The sequence below is a fragment of the Nocardia sp. bgisy134 genome, from assembly GCF_965341865.1.
Classification (GTDB): Bacteria; Actinomycetota; Actinomycetes; order Mycobacteriales; family Mycobacteriaceae; genus Nocardia.
The window spans coordinates 133,349-152,628 of record NZ_CBDQZP010000016.1 but is presented as its reverse complement, the minus strand read 5'-3'; the positions used below and the strand labels follow the sequence as shown (position 1 = coordinate 152,628).

At 70.6% G+C, this 19,280-nt stretch carries 18 protein-coding genes; 5 read left to right on the top strand and 13 right to left on the bottom strand.

What is annotated here, in order from left to right; translation table 11 throughout:
- Positions 1-406 precede the first annotated feature (406 nt).
- The 3 genes from ACRWNM_RS26300 to fdxA all read right to left on the bottom strand — a co-directional run bounded on the left by ACRWNM_RS26300 (position 407) and on the right by fdxA (position 2,041).
- Positions 407-880, bottom strand: a complete 474-nt coding sequence (locus tag ACRWNM_RS26300) for a peroxiredoxin family protein (protein WP_431970762.1) — start codon at positions 878-880, stop codon at positions 407-409.
- Positions 881-965: 85 nt separating this feature from the next.
- Positions 966-1,511 carry an RNA polymerase sigma factor gene (locus ACRWNM_RS26295; RefSeq protein ID WP_431970761.1) on the bottom strand — a complete coding sequence of 182 codons (546 nt, stop codon included), beginning with the start codon at positions 1,509-1,511 and terminating at the stop codon, positions 966-968.
- 194 nt (positions 1,512-1,705) lie between these two features.
- The gene (gene fdxA / locus ACRWNM_RS26290) at positions 1,706-2,041 is read right to left on the bottom strand and encodes a ferredoxin (protein ID WP_431970828.1); all 336 of its coding nucleotides are present in this window, start codon (positions 2,039-2,041) and stop codon (positions 1,706-1,708) included.
- Positions 2,042-2,295: 254 nt separating this feature from the next.
- Between fdxA and ACRWNM_RS26285 the strand changes: the two genes are divergently transcribed.
- Together ACRWNM_RS26285 and ACRWNM_RS26280 are read left to right on the top strand one after the other, a co-directional pair.
- Positions 2,296-3,072: an isocitrate lyase/PEP mutase family protein gene (locus ACRWNM_RS26285; RefSeq protein ID WP_431970760.1), complete on the top strand. Its 777-nt coding sequence runs from the start codon at positions 2,296-2,298 to the stop codon at positions 3,070-3,072.
- Between the two features lie 699 nt (positions 3,073-3,771).
- Positions 3,772-4,107 carry a transglycosylase family protein gene (locus ACRWNM_RS26280; RefSeq protein ID WP_431970759.1) on the top strand — a complete coding sequence of 112 codons (336 nt, stop codon included), beginning with the start codon at positions 3,772-3,774 and terminating at the stop codon, positions 4,105-4,107.
- Between the two features lie 55 nt (positions 4,108-4,162).
- Here ACRWNM_RS26280 and ACRWNM_RS26275 read toward each other — a convergent pair whose 3' ends face one another.
- On the bottom strand, positions 4,163-4,651 hold the full coding sequence (locus ACRWNM_RS26275) for a pyridoxamine 5'-phosphate oxidase family protein (RefSeq protein WP_431970758.1): 489 nt from the start codon (positions 4,649-4,651) through the stop codon (positions 4,163-4,165).
- Positions 4,652-4,714: 63 nt separating this feature from the next.
- On the opposite strand from ACRWNM_RS26275, the gene ACRWNM_RS26270 reads away from it, so the two are divergent.
- Positions 4,715-5,692, top strand: coding sequence for a helix-turn-helix transcriptional regulator (locus ACRWNM_RS26270; protein ID WP_431970757.1), 978 nt, complete (start codon positions 4,715-4,717; stop codon positions 5,690-5,692).
- A gap of 203 nt (positions 5,693-5,895) precedes the next feature.
- Here the strand turns inward: ACRWNM_RS26270 and ACRWNM_RS26265 are convergent, their stop codons facing one another.
- Positions 5,896-6,216, bottom strand: a complete 321-nt coding sequence (locus tag ACRWNM_RS26265) for a hypothetical protein (RefSeq protein ID WP_431970756.1) — start codon at positions 6,214-6,216, stop codon at positions 5,896-5,898.
- 42 nt (positions 6,217-6,258) lie between these two features.
- Positions 6,259-7,794: an epoxide hydrolase family protein gene (locus tag ACRWNM_RS26260; protein WP_431970755.1), complete on the bottom strand. Its 1,536-nt coding sequence runs from the start codon at positions 7,792-7,794 to the stop codon at positions 6,259-6,261.
- A 62-nt stretch (positions 7,795-7,856) separates the two neighbouring features.
- On the opposite strand from ACRWNM_RS26260, the gene ACRWNM_RS26255 reads away from it, so the two are divergent.
- The gene (locus ACRWNM_RS26255) at positions 7,857-8,822 is read left to right on the top strand and encodes a helix-turn-helix transcriptional regulator (RefSeq protein WP_431970754.1); all 966 of its coding nucleotides are present in this window, start codon (positions 7,857-7,859) and stop codon (positions 8,820-8,822) included.
- Positions 8,823-8,957: 135 nt separating this feature from the next.
- Here the strand turns inward: ACRWNM_RS26255 and ACRWNM_RS26250 are convergent, their stop codons facing one another.
- Together ACRWNM_RS26250 and ppc are read right to left on the bottom strand one after the other, a co-directional pair.
- Positions 8,958-10,262, bottom strand: a complete 1,305-nt coding sequence (locus tag ACRWNM_RS26250; RefSeq protein WP_431970753.1) for an amino acid deaminase — start codon at positions 10,260-10,262, stop codon at positions 8,958-8,960.
- Between the two features lie 180 nt (positions 10,263-10,442).
- Complete coding sequence (ppc, locus tag ACRWNM_RS26245; RefSeq protein ID WP_431970752.1) at positions 10,443-13,217, bottom strand: phosphoenolpyruvate carboxylase; 2,775 nt, start codon at positions 13,215-13,217, stop codon at positions 10,443-10,445.
- 233 nt (positions 13,218-13,450) lie between these two features.
- On the opposite strand from ppc, the gene ACRWNM_RS26240 reads away from it, so the two are divergent.
- The gene (locus tag ACRWNM_RS26240; protein ID WP_431970751.1) at positions 13,451-13,951 is read left to right on the top strand and encodes a nitroreductase/quinone reductase family protein; all 501 of its coding nucleotides are present in this window, start codon (positions 13,451-13,453) and stop codon (positions 13,949-13,951) included.
- Positions 13,952-13,965: 14 nt separating this feature from the next.
- Here ACRWNM_RS26240 and ACRWNM_RS26235 read toward each other — a convergent pair whose 3' ends face one another.
- The 5 genes from ACRWNM_RS26235 to ACRWNM_RS26215 are packed head-to-tail and all read right to left on the bottom strand — an operon-like array spanning position 13,966 to position 18,650.
- Complete coding sequence (locus ACRWNM_RS26235; protein WP_431970827.1) at positions 13,966-14,502, bottom strand: sugar O-acetyltransferase; 537 nt, start codon at positions 14,500-14,502, stop codon at positions 13,966-13,968.
- 58 nt (positions 14,503-14,560) lie between these two features.
- On the bottom strand, positions 14,561-15,136 hold the full coding sequence (locus tag ACRWNM_RS26230; protein ID WP_431970750.1) for a GTP-binding protein: 576 nt from the start codon (positions 15,134-15,136) through the stop codon (positions 14,561-14,563).
- 28 nt (positions 15,137-15,164) lie between these two features.
- Positions 15,165-15,605: a DUF742 domain-containing protein gene (locus ACRWNM_RS26225; RefSeq protein WP_431970749.1), complete on the bottom strand. Its 441-nt coding sequence runs from the start codon at positions 15,603-15,605 to the stop codon at positions 15,165-15,167.
- The gene (locus ACRWNM_RS26220) at positions 15,602-16,033 is read right to left on the bottom strand and encodes a roadblock/LC7 domain-containing protein (RefSeq protein ID WP_431970748.1); all 432 of its coding nucleotides are present in this window, start codon (positions 16,031-16,033) and stop codon (positions 15,602-15,604) included. The genes ACRWNM_RS26225 and ACRWNM_RS26220 overlap by 4 nt, the downstream gene beginning before the upstream one ends.
- 19 nt (positions 16,034-16,052) lie before the next feature.
- On the bottom strand, positions 16,053-18,650 hold the full coding sequence (locus tag ACRWNM_RS26215) for a nitrate- and nitrite sensing domain-containing protein (protein ID WP_431970747.1): 2,598 nt from the start codon (positions 18,648-18,650) through the stop codon (positions 16,053-16,055).
- Between the last annotated feature and the right edge of the window lie 630 nt (positions 18,651-19,280).

Here is a 19,280-nt window from a genome sequence, read left to right as displayed (position 1 = left end):
CAGCGCGAGACGACGCGGGCAGCGCGAGACGACGCGGGCAGCGCAGGACGGGGCGGGCAGCGCAGGACGGGGCGGGCAGCGCAGGACGGGCAGCGCAGGACGGGGCGGGCAGCGCAGGACGGGGCGGGCAGCGCAGGACGGGGCGGGCAGCGCAGGACGGGGCGGGCAGCGCAGGACGGGGCGGGCAGCGCAGGACGGGGCGGGCAGCGCAGGACGGGCAGCGCAGGACGGGGCGGGCAGCGCAGGACGGGGCGGGCAGCGCAGGACGGGGCGGGGGGGGGGGGGGGGGGCGGGACCCCCCCCCCCCCCCCCCCCGGCACGACGCCCCCCTCGTATGCGGTGCGCGCTCGACAACCGAGCGCAGGCATCGGCGGGGGCGGGCCCGCCAGCCGATACCGGCCGAGTGTCAGGGGTTTGCGCGGCTGCGCAGGGAGTGGACGGCCGCGAGGATGCCCTTCTTGTCGTAGCTGCTGGTGGGCAGAGTGGCGCCATGCGCGTGGCGGATGATGCCGTCCGGGTCGACGAGGAGGGTGCCGGACTGCTGCATCGAACCGAAGACTTTGCGGGTCAGGCCGACCGCCTCGTGCGGAGTTCCCGCCGGGCCGACGAGGACGGGGAACGGGATGCCGTTGTCGGTCTGCCACGCCAGGCCCGCGTCGCGACCCTCGGGCACCATGACGAGGACACGGACGTCGGCGGCGTCGAACTCGTTCCGGTGCGCGATGAGATCGCGAACATGCCGGTTGCACATCGGGCACGACGTCGACCGCATGAAGTACAGCAGTGCGCTGTGCGCTCCGCGGTAGTCGGACAGACGCCAAGCCTGACCGGCGGTGTCTTCGAGTTCCAATTCCGGCGCGGGGGATCCGGAGGTGAGCATGGCGGGACTTCCCTTCGATTCGGGAGGGCGGTGGTCGTTCGATCGATGGCCGCGGAGTCGCTGTCGCGTCCGGCGGCAGCCGAGGTCACGGATGGTGGCGGAGGCTGTGCCGGATCGCGGCGCGGGCGCGGTGGAGCTGGGATTTCATCGCCGCGACGCTCAGGCCGAGCGCGTCGGCGGTCGTGCGCCCGGGGTAGCCGAGCACATCGCGCATGATCAGGACTCTGCGCTGGAGATCGGGTAGCACGGCGATCGCCTGAGCGAGCTCGTCGGCGTCGAGCCTGCGCAAGACTTCGTCCTCGGCGGAGGCGACGACGTCGGCGTCGGCAGCGGTCTGCGGTCCGGGGTCGAGCAGGTATCGGGCGCGCCGCAGGCATTCGTTGCGAACGATGCGGAACATCCACGACGCGAGGGCTGTCGTGGCGCGCAGCGTCCCGATCTTGCGATACAGGGTGATCAACGCTTCTTGGGCGGCCTCTTCGGCGTCGTCGGAGGACGCGCACAGGTGGTGCGCGAAGCGCCGCACGTGCGGATGGGCCCCGTACACGATCGCGGAGATCGCTTCCTGGTCACCGCGCTGGGCCGCTGCCACCAGCTGCTCACCGGCCCACCCGCGTTCCACTCCGCTCACCTCCTCGACCGTCCGACGCGGTGTCCGACGATTGCGGTGCGGAGAGGACCACGCGGACATCCACCCTGGTCCTTCGTCTCGGTTCGATTGTCACGACCATAAGAGCGTCCCCGCCCGAGAAAGGATTCGAACCGGTGCCAGCGCGCCGGACTATCGAGAGTTGCCGACCGCGCCGCCGCACGTCGAGCACGCGTTCACGACCGATACTCCTGCACGTAGGTCGTATCGACTCCCAACGCTCCGATCCCCGTCGCGCCGCCCGGCTGCCCGAGCGGCGTTGGCCGTCCGGGCAGCGGCTCGCTGAAGAACCGCGCGTTCTCGAGGACGAACTGCTCCTGCCCGGGCGGAATGTCATCCTCGAAGTAGATCGCCTCGACCGGGCAGACCGGTTCGCAGGCCCCGCAGTCGATGCACTCGTCGGGCTGGATGTACGCCATCCGATCGCCGACGAAGATGCAGTCGATCGGGCACTCCTCGACGCAGGCCCGATCCAGCACATCGACGCAGGCGGCACCGACAACGAACGTCACGATCTTCTCCTCTGCTGTTCCTGTGGCCCGCGACCTGGGGCGTTCATGATCTTTGCGCTCGCTCGCGTCGGCGGGTAGTGGTCCAATGCCGATCACCCCATAAGGCGGCCTTATGCGGTGGCGATCGCGCTCGGGACCGCCGCCGCGCAGCCATGCCACGGCGCGCCTCACAGCGGACAACAGCGCGTCGGGGCCGTGGCGGCGGCGACCGGGAAATCCGGCCGGGCCCGCGCTCGAGGGATACCGTCGGCGGTATGGACAAGGTGACGGCATTCCACGATCTGCACCATCGCGCGATCCCGCTGGTGCTGCCGAACGCGTGGGACTTCGCGTCGGCTGCCGTGCTGGCCGCCGAGGGGTTCCCGGCGATCGGCACCACCAGCCTGGGTGTCGCGGCCGCCGCGGGCGTGCCCGACGGCACCGGCGTCACCGGTGCGGAGACCCTGGCGCTGGCGCGGCGGCTCTCGCGGCTCGCCGTGCCGGTGACCGTCGACATCGAGGGCGGCTTCAGCGACGAACCGGGCGAGGTCGCGGAGTTCGTGGCGGCGCTCGACGCGCTCGGCATCGCGGGCGTCAACATCGAGGACGGGCGCGCGGACACCGAACTGGCCGACCCCGAACATCAGGCCGCGCTGATCGCCGCGATCAAGGAGCGCACGCCCACGGTGTTCGTCAACGCGCGGGTCGACACGCACTGGCTCGGCATCGACCCCGAGTCCACGCTGGAGCGGGCGGGCCGGTACGCGCGGGCGGGCGCCGACGGGCTCTTCGTTCCCGGACTCACCGAGCCGGACGCGATCCGGCGGATGGTCGCGTCCGTGCCGCTCCCGGTCAACATCCTGTACTCCGTCGGTGGCCCCACGGTCGCCGAGCTGGCAGAGCTCGGTGTGCGGCGGATCAGCACCGGCTCCCTGCTCTACCGGGCGGCGCTGGCGGCGGCCGTCGACGTGGCGGACGCGGTGCGCGCGGGACGACCGGTCGCCGCGGGCATCCCGAGCTATCGCGACATTCAGGCGAACTCGTTGCCGTGAGGTGGCGCGCCCACCGAAATCCACACTCCCCCAACGGCGCCCACCAACGCGAAGATCATTTCTGCCGAAATACCGCGCACGCCATGCAATTTCCCCGAATCAACCCCGCCACACACCGATCCGACGGAGGGGAACGCACACACCCACGAATCGGCGAGCGCGACAATCTGAAACAATCCCGAACACCATTTCTGATGCGCCTACATGTAAAACTGTGATGCCGGTCTCTTTCGGAAGCATCCGAGCCCTCCAAGGCGGGTCACAGCGGCGCAAATATGGATCTACCTGGTATTTCATCGCAATCACGCCACGCCTATCACGGCCCGATAGCGACCCGCGACAACCGCGAAACCTCGCAAATCGTTCCGGTGAACGAGACCGTTACCACAATTATTCAGTGATCCGGGACACATTTTCGTTTAGGAATCACATCGGCGCGATTACCCATTTCACGGGCCTCAACTGCGCGAATGCCGACATGTACGACCGAGCGTTCTGACAACTCGGACGTTATTGCCACGTGATCTGACGAGATTGATTCGTTATCGTCGGTGACGGCCCGATCGAACACGACGGGCTCGAGCTCGAACCGCCGAACACCGGCAACCCTGTCCCGCGGTTCGAGACCCCCGACATTCACTGGGGACAGGGACTCGACCGATCGCTGGTCGAGCCGGCGGGCGCAGTCAGGAATACCACATGTCTCAGACCCGTAAGTTCAGCACCCGTGCCGCCGGCTTCACCGTTGCCCTGGGCGCCCTCGTTGCCGTCCCGTTCGGTCTGGCAACGTCCACCGCTTCCGCCTCCAGCCACAACTGGGACGCCGTCGCCCAGTGCGAGAGCAGCGGCAACTGGTCGACCGACACCGGTAACGGCTTCTCCGGTGGCCTGCAGTTCACCGACAGCACCTGGGCCGCCAACGGTGGCTCCGGCGATGCGTCCAACGCGAGCCGCGAGGAGCAGATCCGCGTCGCCGAGAACGTGCTCGCCACGCAGGGCGCAGGCGCTTGGCCGGTCTGCGGCGCCTACCTCTGAGCGTAACGCCGACTTCGACGGCCCTGTCACCCGCCCGGGTGACAGGGCCGTCGCGTTATTTACGCACCACGCGCTCGCCCTGGCCCGGTTTCCAGATCGTGATGGCGAGCTGATCGTCGGCGATCTCCACGCACGACGCCCCGGTCAGGTCGGCGACATAGAAATGGTCGAACTCCTGGCCGCGGATATCGAAACCGCTCTCCTCGAACAGGTTCTGCGCGAACCGCGCGTGCAGGTCGCGGTCCGGCAGATCGGTGACGGCGCCGAACAGCTTCGCGTCGCCGTCGCCGACCATCGTGTCCACCGTCGCGGTGTGCAGGCAGAACCGCGGGTCGCGGGCGAGGTCCTTGAACTTGGTGGTGCCCGGCATGCCGACGACGACCAGCATGCCCTCGAAGATCCTCGGCTCTACGGGACTGATCCGCGGCGAGCCGTCGGCCCGGAGCGTGGCCAGCATGCACAGGTTGCCGGTCGCTTTGTGGCGGCGGCGGAAGACGGTCGAGATCTTCGGCGCTTCTTCGGTGAACTGGGTCCAAAAGGTCATGCCGGGCACGCTACGCCCGAAACCTGACAGGTCGCGTCAAGGTTTCCGGCTAGTCTTCTGGGTATGCGAGCGAGTCGACTGGTGCAGCTGTTGTTGCTGCTCCAGACCAGGGGGCGGGTCTCCGCGCCCGAGCTGGCGGCCGAGCTCGAGGTGTCGGTCCGGACGGTGTACCGCGACGTCGAGGCGCTCTCCGCGGCGGGCGTCCCCGTGTACAGCGAGCCGGGCCGCGGCGGCGGTGTCCGGCTCGTCGACGGCTACCGGACCCGGCTGACCGGCCTGACCTCGGAGGAAGCCGACGCGGTGCTACTGGCCGGGCTGCCCGACGCAGCCGCCGACCTCGGTCTCGGCACCGTGCTGGCCACGGCGCAGCTCAAAGTGCTCGCGGCGCTGCCGCCCGAACTGCGCGGCCGGGCGACCAGGATCGCGGAACGGGTGCACATCGACGCGCCGGGCTGGTTCCACCGCCCCGAGGACACGCCGACCCTGGCCACCATCGCCGACGCGTTGTGGCACGACCGCAGGCTGGCCATCCGTTACGGACGCAAGGACGGCGAGGTGCGCAGGCTGCTCGACCCGCTCGGGCTGGTGTCCAAGGCAGGCACCTGGTACCTCGTGGCCCGTCAGGGCGCCGACATTCGCTCCTACCGGGTGAGCCGGATTCTCGAGGCCGCACCGACCGGCGAATTCTTCGGCAGGCCGGACGATTTCGAGCTGGCCGCGCACTGGGCGGCGGCGCAGCACGAGTTCGCGCGGTCGATGCTGCGGGTGCGGGCGCGCTGCCGGATCGACGCGAAGCACGTGCGGCTGCTGCGACTCGGCTTCGAACCCGCTGCGGTCGCCGAGGCGCTGGCCTCGATGAGCGAGCCGGACGCCGAGGGCTGGGTGGCCGTGACGCTGGCCGCCGAGTCGTATCCGGTCCTGATGCACGGGATCCTGCCGCTCGGCGAGCACGCCGAGATCCTCGATCCGCCCGAGCTGCGCGCCCAGCTCGCACGCACCGCGGCGGCGATGGCGGACCGGTACGGCGCGGCGTCGATCTGATTCGGCACCGATTCGGCGCGGCGTCGATCTGATTCGGCACCGATTCGACGCGGCGACGAACCGATACAGCACCGCGGCGGCGGCCGACCGCTACCGCGCGGCGCCGATCTGACGCGCCACCGAATCGACCCGGCAACAAACCGACACAGCACCGAATCGACGCAGTGCGGATCTGACGCCGCGCCACACCCGCCGACGTCCACCTACCGGAGGAGCTGCTCGCGCGGATCGTCACGGTGCGCGATTCCGCCGTTCACATGGGCTTCGTGGACCGCGCCGAGAGCGAGCGCGCCCTCGCCGATCTGGTCGTTCTCGTCGATCGGGTGCTGTCGATTCGCCGCGGGCTCGGCCAGGACGCCGACTGGGCCGCCTTCTGGTCGCCGAAGCATCTCGAGCGAGCCGACACGATCCGGTGCGAGCGCGCCGCACCGGTCGCCGAGCTGATCGAACTCAGTGAGGACAACCTCCCGCTCCTGCTCGATGCGGCCGACGCCGACGCCGACCCGCTCGAGGTCAACCGACACGCGCGTTCCCGCCGACCGAGGCCCGCGGGAACGCGCGTCGGATCAGCGCACGTCGCGGAAGAAGGCGCGCACGTCGGCGGTCAGCAGGTCCGGCGCCTCCATGGCGGCGAAGTGGCCGCCGCGGTCGAACTCGGTCCAGCGCACGATGGTGTGCTGTTCCTCGGCGATCGGGCGGATCGACAGGTCGCCGGGGAAGATCGCCGCGGCGGTCGGGACACCGGAGTTCTTCGCCGCGCCGCCCCACGCCTCGCCCTCGCCGTACAGCCGGATCGAGGAGGCGAAGGTCTTGGTGAACCAGTAGAGGCTGACGTTGGTGAGCAGCGCGTCGCGATCCACCGCGTCCTCGGGCAGCTCGATGGCCGGGTTGGTCCAGCGCTGGAACATGTCCACGATCCAGGACAGCAGGCCCGCTGGCGAATCGTGCATGCCGATGGCCAGGGTCTGCGGGCGGCCCGCCTGCACCATGGCGTAGCCGTAGCGCGTGAAGCTCTCCTCGCCGGTCAGCTTCGCCAGCTTCGCCTGGTCCTCGGGGCTGTATGCGGAGTGCCCGCCGCCCCAAGCCGCCCCATCGCCCCCGCCCCAGGATTGACCGCCGCCCTCGCTCTTCGCATCGTCCCAAGATTGGTTACCGCCCTCGGCCGCACCCCGGGACTGCGCGCCCCCGTCACCGTAGGCACCGCCGTGGCCGGCCTCGCTCTTCGCACCGCCCGACGACTGGTCGCCGCCCGCGCCCCGGAGGTGCACGCCCTCGTCACCGTCCGCACCACCGTCGCTGGTCTCGCGCTCCGCACCACGCGACGACTGATCGCCGCCCGCGCCCCAAGACTGCGCGCCGCCGCCCTTCGCACCCGAGGACTCCCCGGACCCGCTCCCGTCGGCCGCTTCGCCGCCCCAAGACGCACCGCCGTCGGCCGCTTCGCCGTCCCAGGATTCGGCGTCCCAGGACGGCAGCGTGATCGGTCCGTTGACGTGGATGCCGACGACGTGATCGGTCGCGATGCGCCCCAGCTCGGTGGCGACGAAGAAGCCGGCGTCGCCACCTTGCGCGCCGTACCGGTCGTAGCCGAGTCGCGCCATCAGCTGCGCGACCACCTGCGCGTAGTGCTCCGTGGATCCCTGCCCCACCTTCGGTCCGACGCCGGAGAAGGCGAAGCCGGGCAGCGACGGGACGACCAGGTGGAACGCGTCGGCGGGGTCGCCGCCGTGCGCGCGCGGATCGCTGAGCGGGCCGAGGACGTCGAGGAATTCGATGAACGTGCCGGGCCATCCGTGGTTGAGCACCAGCGGCAGCGCGTCCGGCTCGGGCGAGCGCACGTGCAGGAAGTGCACCCGTTCGCCGTCGATCTCGGTGACGAACTGCGGCAGCTCGTTGAGCCTCGCCTCCACGGCGCGCCAGTCGTAGCCGGTGCGCCAGTACTCGGCCAGCGGCTTCAGGTAGGAGACCGGCATGCCCTTGTCCCAGCCGACGCCGGGCAGCTCCTCGGGCCACAGGGTGTCGGCCAAGCGGGTGTGCAGCTGGTCGAGCTGTGCCTGCGGAATCTCGATGCGGAAGGGGCGGATGTCCTGTTCGGTCGTCATGTGAGCCACGCTAGGAGCCGCTTAGGACAGTTCCATTCCTAAGTGGATGGCATTCTCTTCTCATGTTGGAGACCTCGGCGCGGCTGCTGAGACTGCTCGCGCTGTTGCAGACCCACCGGGACTGGACGGGGGCCGAACTCGCCGAGCGGCTCGGCGTCACAGGTCGCACGGTCCGCCGCGATGTGGACCGGCTGCGCGAACTCGGCTACCCCGTGCACGCCACGCGCGGGACGGCGGGCTACCGGCTTGGCGCGGGCGCGTCGCTGCCGCCGCTGCTGCTCGACGACGAGGAGGCCATCGCCGTGGCGGTCGGATTGCGCGGCGCCTCCGACGGGACGGTCGCGGGCATCGAGGAGGCGGCGCTGCGCGCGCTGTCCAAGCTGGAGCAGGTGCTGCCGCCGCGGCTGCGCCACCGCGTGCGCACCTGGCGCGCCGCCACCGTCCGGGTCGGCGCGCCCACGGTGACGGTCGAACCGGACACACTCATGGCCATCGCCGACGCCTGTCAGCGCAGGGAGCGGTTGCGCTTCGACTATCGCGCACACGACGGGTCGACGGGACCGCGGGAAGTGGAACCGTACAGTCTGGTGCATTTCAGCCGCCACTGGTATCTGGTCGCCTGGGACGTGGTTCGCGCCGACTGGCGCACGTTCCGGGTGGATCGGCTCACCCCGCGCACCCCCACCGGCCCGCGCTTCACACCGCGCGAACTGCCGGAAGGCGATGCGGCGACCTATCTTTCGATGCGGCTGTCCGACCGCGCCTGGCCCTGGCGTGCGATCGTGCTGCTGCACGCCTCGGCCGAGGACGCCGGTCCCCGAATCTGGCCGGGCACGGGCGTCGTCGAGGCCGTGGACGAACACCGCTGCCGCTTGCACGTCGGTGCGGACACACCGGAGGCGCTGACCTGGATGATCACTTCCGTCGATCTCGACTTCACCCTGGTGAGCGGACCACCGGAGCTCGTCGCGGCGCTACGCGCCCAAGCCACCCGCTGCACCGGCGCGGTGCGGGACTTTTCCGCCTGAGCGCGGTGCGGTCCGTCGGACCAGGCGCGGTGCCGTCCGCCAGGCCGAGCCCGGTGCCGTCCACCAGACCAAGCCCCGTGCCGTCCACCAGAGCGAGCGCAGCGGGGTCCATGAGACCGAGCGCCGTGCGGTCCGTCAGAAGAAGGTGTGCACCAGGTCGACCACGCGCGGGCGTGCGGCGTCCGCGTCGTCGACGACCGGGATGAGGCGCCACTTGTCGAAGGCCGTGCACGGATGAGAGAGACCGAGCCGCACCACCGAGCCGACCGGCAGATCGTCCACCGTGCCGCCGGGCAGGCGCACGAAAGCGTGCTGATCGTTGAGCGCGCTGATCGTCGCGCCGGATGGCAGCGACGAATAATCCCGTCCCGCGACATAGTGCGGGACGGGAAGACCCAGATCGAACGGCATGTCGCGCTTGCCCGCATCGAGCAACGCGAGCTCCGCCTCCGGACGGGAGACGGTGCGGGCCCACACGTGCATGGCCGAGCGCAGCGGCCGGTCGGCGCGGTCGGCGGCGAGCGGGGAGATTCCCGCGTAGAAGCCGTCGTCGTGGATCAGGTAGGCGCCCGAACGCAGCACCACCGTGGTCGGAATGCCTTGTGCCCCTTGCTCGTCCGCGAGCTCCGCCAGATATTCGACCACCAGGTCCTGATAGGCGCTGCCGCCCGCGGTGACGATCGCGCGCCCTGCGTAGCGTCCGGCGTCCGCGAACGCACGGTGCAGCCGGACGAGCTCGTCGAGGTAGCGGCGGACCGCGGCGAGGCCCTCCGCACCGCGATCGTGGGCCAGTGCGGCCTCGTAGCCTCCGACACCGGCGAGCGTCAACCGGCGCGACCGCTGGACCGCGTCGGCGACCGCGTGCGCGTCCGCACCGGTACGCGCTCCGGTGCGTCCGTGCGGGCCGCCGAGCTCGACCACGACCGGAACGCGGGCGGCGTCCGGCTCGCCCGCCAGGATCTCGTCCATCAATGCCACGGCGGCCACGCCGTCCACCCAGCAGCAGAACTCGAAATCCGGATCGCGCGCCAACTCCGCTGCCACCCAGCGCAATCCGACCGGATCCACCAAGGAGTTCGCGAGCACGATGCGCGACACCCCGAACGCGCGCGCCAGCTGCACCTGCCAGACGGTGGCCAGCGTGATGCCCCAGCACCCGCTGTCCAGCTGCTCGGACCACAGCTGCGGCGCCATGGTGGTCTTGCCGTGCGGGGCCAGTCGCACACCCGCCGCACGAGCCCAGTCGCCCATCACCGAGAGGTTGGTCGACAGCGCGTCCCGATCCAAGGTCAGCAGCGGGGTCTCGAACTCGTCGAGGAACGGCTCGGTCGCCAGGAACTCGCGGGCGGTCCGCCCCCACGCGCCGGGCGGCAGCCCTTTGTGCTCCGGACCGAGGACCCGATCGGACAGTGCGGCAACGGCTTTCTCGTCGATCGCCACGGTGTTCCTTCCTTCGGGCCCGCGCCGTCGCGAGTCCGCGTCGTCCGGACCTGTGCCGAGAGGGCGTCGCGGCGGCCACACGAAAAGACGGCCGGTCGTGGTCCGTGCCTCGACTCGTCGCGAAACAAACTTCGCGTCGCGACGTTTCGGCAACCCCGAGTTGTGCCTTTCCCGAGTTACCTACCCCGAGTTACGCAGCGCCGTGGCCAGGCCGTTCATCGTCAGCAGGATGCCACGTTTGACCAGCTCCGAGTCGTCACCGGCGCGCAGCCTGCGCAGCAACTCGACCTGCATCTGGTTCAACGGCTCCAGGTACGGGAAGCGGTTGTGGATGGATTCCGCGAGCGACGGGTTGTCCGCGAGCAGCTCGTCGTACCCGGTGATGGCGGCGTGCATGCGCAGGGTCCTGGCGTGCTCGTCGCGGATCATGCCGAAGATCTGTTCGCGCAGCGCGACGTCGTCGACCAATTCGGCGTAGCGCGCGGCGATGTCGAGATCGCTCTTGGCCATCACCTGCGCCAGGTTCGACAGCACCGTCCGGAAGAACGGCCAGCGCCGGTACAGGTCCGACAGCGTTGCCAGCCGGTCCGGGTCGCCGGCGACCCATTCCTCCAGTGCGCTCCCGGTGCCGTACCAGCCGGGCAGCATCACCCTGGCCTGGCTCCAGGACATCACCCAGGGGATGGCGCGCAGGTCGGCCACCGAATTGGTGGGTTTGCGGGAGGCGGGCCTGCTGCCGATGTTGAGGTCGCCGACCTCCGCGACGGGCGTCGACTGCCGGAAGTACTCGACGAAGCCGGGAGTCTCGTGCACCAGCCGCGCATACGCGGCGCGCGCCCGCGCGGCGAGATCGTCCATGAGTTCGTAGGACGGTTCGGCGTCGGCACCGAGCCCCTCGACATCCAGCAGCGTCGACTCCAGGGTGCCCGCGATGAGCGATTCCAGATTGCGGTGCGCCGCACCGGATTCGGCGTACTTGGCGGCGATCACCTCGCCCTGCTCGGTGAGCCGCAGCGAACCGTGCACCGCGCCCGCGGGCTGGGCGAGGATGGCGTCGTAGCTGCGGCCGCCGCCGCGACCGACAGTGCCGCCGCGACCGTGGAAGAGCCGCAGGCGAATTCCCGCCTTGCGGGCCACGTCGACCAGATCCAGCTCCGCGCGATACAGCGCCCAGTTCGCGGCCAGATAGCCGCCGTCCTTGTTGGAATCCGAGTAGCCGAGCATGACCTCCTGCCGCATGCCCTTGGCGGACACCAGCTCTCGATACACCGGCACCTCGAGCGCCGCCGCGAGCGTGTCCGCGCCCGCGCGCAGATCCTCGATGGTCTCGAACAGCGGGACGATGTTCGCCGAGCAGTGCGGTGGGCCGTCCGGCTCGCCGGGATCGAGCAGTCCGCCCTCCTTCAGCAGCAGCGCCGCCTCCAGCATGTCGCTGACTGAGGTACACATGCTGATGATGTAGTTCGGCACGGCCTCCGCGCCGAAGGTGCCGACCACCTCGGCGGCCGCCCGCACGATCGCCACTTCTCCGGCGGCCAGATCGCTGAGCCGGGCGTGCGGGCCGAGCAGCGGCCGCCGGGTGCGCAGTTCGGCGGCCAGCAGTTCCACCCGTTCGCTCTCCGGCAGGCTCGGGTAGTCGGCGTGTACGCCCGCCCAGGCCAGCAGCTCCGCGACGACCTGCTCGTGCACCTCCGAGTTCTGCCGCATGTCCAAGCCTTGGAGGTGGAAGCCGAAGGTCTCGACGGCGTGGCGCAGCGCCGCGAGCCGGTCGTCGGCCAGCAGGCCGTCGCCGCTGGCCCGCAGCGAGGCGTCGACGGCGTCGAGATCGTCGAGCAGCGCCCGGGGCGTGGGATACGGCGACGCGTCGGCGTCCGGAATGCCGTCGGCGGGCAGCGCGCCGAGCGCGGCGGTCGCGGTGACCGACAGCCGGGCCCGAATGGCATGCAGCGCACGCCGATACGGCTCGTCGGCGTGGGCGGCCGGATCGGCGTAGCCCGCCGCGGCCAGCGCGGCCACCTCCGGCGTCACCTGGACGAGGCGCGCGGACTGCGACAGCGTCTTCTCCAGCTCGACCAGGTCCCGCAGGTAGCGACCGAACGCCACCCCCGCGGCCTGCGCGGCCGCGTGCCGCACCACGTCGGCGGTGACATTGGGATTGCCGTCCCGGTCGCCGCCGATCCAGGAGCCGGGTCGCAGGATCGGGCGGTCGAGCAGCTCCACGCCCGGCCAGCGGGAGCGCAGCGCGGCGCGCACCTCGGCGTTGATCGCCGGGATCACGTCGAGCAGGGTCAGCTCGTAGTAGCGCAGGCCGACGGCGATCTCGTCCTGAATCCGCAAGCGCGCCAAACGGATCAGGGCCGTGCGCCACAGCGAGAGCACCTGGCGGCGGATGCCGAGCTCCAGGTCGGCGCGCTCGGGCTCGGTGTCCGCGTAGCGCTGGCGCCTTCGCATCAGCTCGGTGATCTTGGTCTGCCCGTCGAACACGGTGCGGCGGCGCGTCTCGGTGGGGTGCGCGGTGATCACGGGCGAGACCAGCGCGTCGGTGAGCAGATCGGCGACCTCGGCACCGGCCAGCGCGGCGGCGTCCAGTTTGCGGTAGGTGGCGGCCAGCGAGGACTCCTGCGGCGGCTCCCCCGCCGTCGTGTGCGCGGCGCGGCGGCGATCGCGCTGGATGTCCTCGGCCAGGTTGGCAAGCAGCACGAAATAGGTGAAGGCCCGGATCAGCGGCAGCGCCACCGCGATGTCCACCCCGCCCAGCATCTCCGCGACGGCGCTGCGCCCGACCTCCTCGCGCCGCACCCGGAACGCCTCGATGCGGACCCGCTCGATCAGGTCGAAAACCTCGGGACCCTCGTGGTCGCGGATGGTGTCGCCCAGCACGCCACCCAGGAAACGGATGTCATCGCGCAGCGGCCGGGTCGCGTCCTGTTCGGTCTCGATCCGCGGATCACTCATGCCTACACCTCGCTGACGCTCGGCTCCGGCATGCGCGAAGCACGCTGACACACGGTTCGCTCACTTCGTTCGCTCACGGCATCGACCCTACTGCCGCAACCGGACGAACAGCGGTACGAAGTGCCCGAATCACACTTGCCGCACAGCTCCTCTCGCGGCCGTCGAGGGGCGAGACACGACGAGTTCGCGCAGGTAGCGTGGGCGGCACGACGGTACCGAACCGGAGGATTCTCATGGCCGACCAGCCCCCGAGCACGCCCGCCCGGCTCAGCTTCACCGGCCGGTTCACCCACTTCGGCGCCACCAGGTTGAACGCGGTCACCAGGCTGCAGGGCCGCCTGCACAGTCGGCTCTACGCCCGATTCGGCGGCACCTGGTTCGGCAAGTGGCTGGGACGGCCGGTGTTCCAGCTGACCGTGCGGGGGCGCAAGACCGGCGCACCGCGGTCCGTCGTGCTGATGTACGTCCCGGACGGCGACGATCTGCTGGTCAGCGGCTCGTTCGGCGGACACCCCGAGCCGCCGAGCTGGTGGCGCAATCTGGTCGCGGCGGGCGGCGGCGAGGCGCGGGTCGGTCACGAGTCCTGGCCGGTGACCGCGCGGGTGGTAACCGATGCGGACGAGTACGCGGCGCGCTGGCGGGTGCTGGTGGACCGCGTTCCGGATTTCGCCACCTACCAGGCGCTCAGTTCGCGGCGGCTGCCGATCGCGGTGCTCACCCGCACCGCGGACTGACCTCTCCCGCGTCGCTAGAGCGAGCGGATCACCCGCGCCGGATTGCCCGCCGCGAACACGCCGTCGGGCAGGTCGCGGGTCACCACGCTGCCCGCTCCCACCACCGTGTTCGTGCCGACCGTGACGCCGGGGCAGACGATGACGCCGCCGCCGAACCACACGTTGTCGCCGATCGCGATCGGCGCCGCGGACTCCCAGCGCTGCCGCCGCGCCTCGTGATCGGTCATCGGATGCAGGGCGGTGAGCAGCTGGCAGCGCGGTCCGATGGAGACGTCGTCGCCGATGACGATAGGCGCGCAGTCGAGCAGGACGGCGTCGTAGTTGAGGAAGCTGTTGGCGCCGATCTCGATGAGATAGCCGTAATCGCACTGGAATCGGGGCATGATCCAGGACCCCTCCCCGAGCTTGCCGAGCAACTGCCGCAGCACCTGCTCGCGCCGCTCGGTCTCCTCCGGGCCGGTCCGGTTGAACTCGTCGCAGAGCGACTGCGCGCGCCGGCGCTCGGCGACGAGTTCCGGATCGCTGTCCTTGTACAACTCCCCGCTCAGCATCCGCTGCTTGTGCTCGCCCACCTCGACCACGCTAGCCGAGCGGGCGCGCCCGGCCGCCTCAGCCGACTTCGCGCGCCGCCAGATGCGGCGCCGCCAAGCGGTGCATCAGCACCTGCTCCAGCAGGCCGACGAGCACCTCCTTGACCGAATCACGCTGGCGCGCATCGCATTCCAGGATCGGAATCCAGTCGTCGAGACCGAGCGCCTCGCGCACCTCGTCGAGCTCGAAGCGTGGGCCGAGCTCGAAACGGTTCACCACCACGACGAACGGGGTGTTGTGCTCCTCGAAGTAGTCCAGCACCGGATAGCAGTCCTCGACGCGGTCGGTGTCCACCACGATCACCGCGCCGAGCGCGCCGTCCACCAGGTCGTCCCAGAGGAAGACGAAACGGTCCTGGCCCGGTGTGCCGAACAGGTACAGGATGAGCGAGCTGTCCAGTGTGATGCGGCCGAAGTCGAGCGCCACGGTGGTCTGCGATTTGTCCGCGCGGTGGCCGGGATCGTCGACGCCGACCGCCACCTCGGTCATGGCGGCCTCGGTGACCAAGGGCTCGATCTCGGAGATGGCCCCGATGAAGGTGGTCTTCCCGACGCCGAAACCGCCGCTGACGACGATCTTCACCGACGAAGGCATGGCCGGGTCTGCGGGAGGTACCCGCAAGTCAGAGTGCCCGTACAAGATCCCTGATCCTCTCGATGGCTGCGGTGGAGAGCTCCGGTGCGTCACGGACGGTGACGTGGCCCGCGGTCGCGAGATCGCTGACGATCACTGTCGCGACGCCCACCGGCACCCGCAGCGCGGTGCCGATCTCGGCGATGGAATGGGGCCGCTGGCACAGCACCACCACGGTGCGCTGTTCGAAGCGCAGCGGGGCCGAGAGCGCGGCGGGCGGCGACTGCACCAGGGTTTCGATGCGCAGGCCGTCCAGCAGCGGGGTGGTGCGCCCCGCTGTGACGACGAACGGACGCACGAAGTCGTCCGCGCCTGCGACAGGTTCGGCCGGACGGGTCGGTGCGAGACGGCTCGGGTCGAACCATCCGAACGACTCGGTCACCGGGATCATCCGCGGGTCCGGCAGCCGCGGCCGGTCCGGATCTCTCATCTGCGCAACGTCTCTCGCAGCTCGGAGATCAGGGCCGGATCGAGCAGGGCGCCCGCCCGTTCGGCGAGCACCGCCATCTCGTAGCCCACCAGTCCGACGTCGCAGCCGCCCTCGGCGATCACGCCGAGGCAGCTGCCGTCACCGAGCGCGGAGACGAGCAGGAAGCCGCGCTTCATCTCGATCATGATCAGTTTCAGGCCGTCGAACTCGTAGCTGCGCGAGGCGCTTCTCGCCAGGCTGGCCAGTCCCGACACCATGGCGGCCAGCCGATCGGCTCCGGTGCGGTCCAGGCCCTCCGACATAGCGATGAGCAGGCCGTCGGAGGAGACCGCGACGGTGTCGCGGACGCCGTCGGTGTTGCGGACGAAATTGGCCAGCAGCCAGTTGAAGGTGTGCGGGTCGGCGGTCTGTTGCAGGTGTGTGGTCACGGGCTCCCCTTCGCGGTGGTCATTGCTCTGCGGTGGTCTGGGCCAGATCGGCGTCGTACGTGACGTTCTCGGCCGGGTCGGCGGGGCGGCGGGCGGGCGCGCCGCCGCGTTGGTGCCCGGTGCGGAACGACGACAGCATGCCGCGCACCTCCTCCGGCGATCGCTCGACGGCCGGGGCGACGGGCGGGCGCGGGGCCGACGGGCGCTGCGTCGCGAGGGCTTCGGCGGAGCGAGTTCTTTTGGTGCGCTTGACGAGTCCGTTGCGGGTGCGCTGCTGCACCGGCGGCTGCGCGTCGCCCGGTGCGGTGCGGAACCACGGGGATTCGCCGGCGGCGGCGTGGGCCGGGCCCGGTCCTCGGCCGTTCCCATTGGATGCGTGGCGGGCACGATGGTCGCGCTCGTTCGATCCGGACTCGCGTCCTGCGGTCGCCTCGCGGCGCGCGTGCGACCCGAGGGCGGGATCCGAGCGGAATTCCCCTGTCGTGTCGATCGTTTCGATCGGCGAACGCGAGACGTGCGTGGCGGCTCGTCGCCCGTGGTCGGGCGCGCCGACGCCGTTCGTGCGGAACTCCAGTGACGCACCGGGCAATTCGCGGGGTGAGCCGGACGGGGCCGACCACTGGGCGGACAGCGGTGGTCCATCGGTCGCCGCACCGTCGCGGGCCGGCCCGAATCCACTCGATGCTCCGACGAGTTCGAGAGACGAGCCCGCCACATCCGGTTCCGGGCGAAGAACACCGTTTCGCGCCGCCGCGCCGCCTGGCGTCGCGGGCGGATTCTGCTGCCCGCCGAGGAGTTCCGTCGGCAGCAGCAGCCGGGCCACGACGCCGCTCACCGGCGCGATCGTCAATTCGACGTCGATGCCGAGCCGGCCTGCGAGCCTGCCGACCACATAGTGCCCGAGGTAGCGGGTCGGAGCGACCAGGAAGTCGCGGTCGCCGCGCAGGCGGGCGTTGGCCTCGGCCAGTTGGTCGGGGGGCAGGCCGACGCCGTGGTCGACGACCGCGAGCAGGTAGCCTGCGGCCACTTTGCGGCCGTAGATCTCGACTTCCAGATCCGGTGGGGAGAAGGCGAGTCCGTTCTCGATCAGCTCGGCGAGCATGTGCGCCAGTTCGCTGACCACCGCGCCCGCGATCGAGACGTCGTCGATCCGGCGCAGCACGACCCTGCGGTAGTCGTCCACCTCGGACAGGCCGGCGCGGATCACGTCGGTGAGCGCGATCGGTTCGGCCCAGCGCCGCGGGCTGGCCTCGCCGACCAGCACCAGCAGGCTCTCCGCGTTGCGGCGCATGCGGGTGGCGAGGTGGTCGAGCTCGAACAGATTCGACAGCGCCTTGGGATCGAGCTCCTCGCGCTCGAATTCGCTGATCAGCCCCAGCTGACGGCGCACCAGGTTCTGGTTGCGCCTGGCCAGGTTCGCCATCGACTCGGTGCTGTTGCGGCGCAGCAGCGCCTGTTCCGAGGACAGGTCGTAGGCGGTGGCCTGCACCCGGTCCAAAGCGGTGGCGACGGCGGCGATCTCGACGGCGGCGCCGGGCGGCGTCCGCACCGGCTGCGGACGGGGCGGCTGCGTGTCGCCACCGGCGTGCCAGGCGGCGATCACCTCGGGCAGCCGCCGCCCCGCCACATCGTCGGCCTCGGCGGCGAGCGCGGCCAGCGGGCGCACGATGGCGCGCACGCCCGCCACCACCAGCACGATCTCGATCGCCATCGCGATCAGCGCGGCGATCAGGAACCCGGCGAGAGTCACCGCCGCCACCTGCCGCAGTTCGGCCGCGCGCTGGCGCACCGCGTCGCCGACCGTCTGCTGCACGGCGCGCTGCTCGTCGATGACGGCCGTCATCTGCGCCCACCAGAGGCTCGGATCCACCGACCGCACCAGCGGGCCCGCGCTGGAATCGATGGCGACGCGCTCGGATTCGGCCGCCCGCATCCCGTCGGCGCCGCGCATCGCGGCGTCGAGCAGGTCGCGCTGCGCGGTGGTGGCGTCGCGCGCGAACGCGGCCAGCCCGGCCTGTTTGGCGGCGCGGATGTCGAGGAACTGGACGTATTCGCCGGGATCGAAGCCGTCGGCGGCGAAGACGCCGTTGAGGAAACCGCGCTCGCGCGCCGTCTGTTCCTTCGCCTCGCCGAGCGCGTACAGCGCGAGCAGACCGTGCCGCACCTCGGCGTCGCGCGCCTGGTCCAGGCCGAGCCGCGGACGGTTCAGGGCGTCGATCGCGTCGGTGTAGAACTGGAACGCGGCCGCCCGCCCGATCCGGCCCGCGTCCACCTGGGCGCGGACCGCGGGCAGGCCGGCGAGCTGACCGACCGCGGCGCGGATCTCACCGGAACCGTCCGCACCGCCGGACAATTCGGCATCGAGCGCGCGCAGCGCCCGGTCGGTCGCCCCGCGCTGGTCCGCGACGGCCTGGTACAGCCGGACGTCGCCGCCGAGCAGGCCGTTGCTCAGACCGCGCTCGCGCTGCGTCTCGTGCAGCAGGTCCTGCACCACCAAGGCGAGCGAGACTGCGTCCACCGTGTCGCCACTGCGCTGGAACGCCTGGATCTCCCTGGCGAGGGTGATGCCGAGCAGCGTGAGCACCAGGGTCAGCGAAACGAACAGGATTCTGGCCAAACGGCCACGAATAGTGCGCGGCCGAACTATTCTGCCGACACCGGACGCATCCGGTGTGGCGGCCGAAACCGTTGCCGCGCCGCCTGCCTGCGGCCTCCAACGCACACGCACCACCCCGTTCCTCGCGAACAGCGACCGCGACGATTCGGGGACGAATGCGCGGAATCAGGAGCAAGCTGTCACAGCGCGCGGGCGGTGTCAACGCGAAAATCCGACAAATCGGACGCGAGCAGGCATTCTAAACATGCTGGTAATCCAGTATTTTCGCGGTTTCCATCCGCTCACACCGCGCCGCACCATACGGTGACCGCCGCCCCTGTGAATCACGCCATGCCGACGGCCCAGCAAACCGCGCGGAATGCTTGGAACCGCACCGCGACAATGCCTTCGCATACCGCACTGGATCCCGCTGATACCGCACCAGCACCGTCGAGCGTCGCGACGGCGCCTGCCGAGCCGTGCGGGTGCCGTGAAACACCGCACCCGCGCCTGCCGACATCCTCGATTACCCGCGTCGGCGCCGTCGTAAACGCGTCAGCGCCTTCGAAAATCACGTCGGCGCTCCCGAACACCGCGCCAGCTTACGAACGACTGCAGCAGCACCTACGAACACCGCGCCAGTGCTCACGA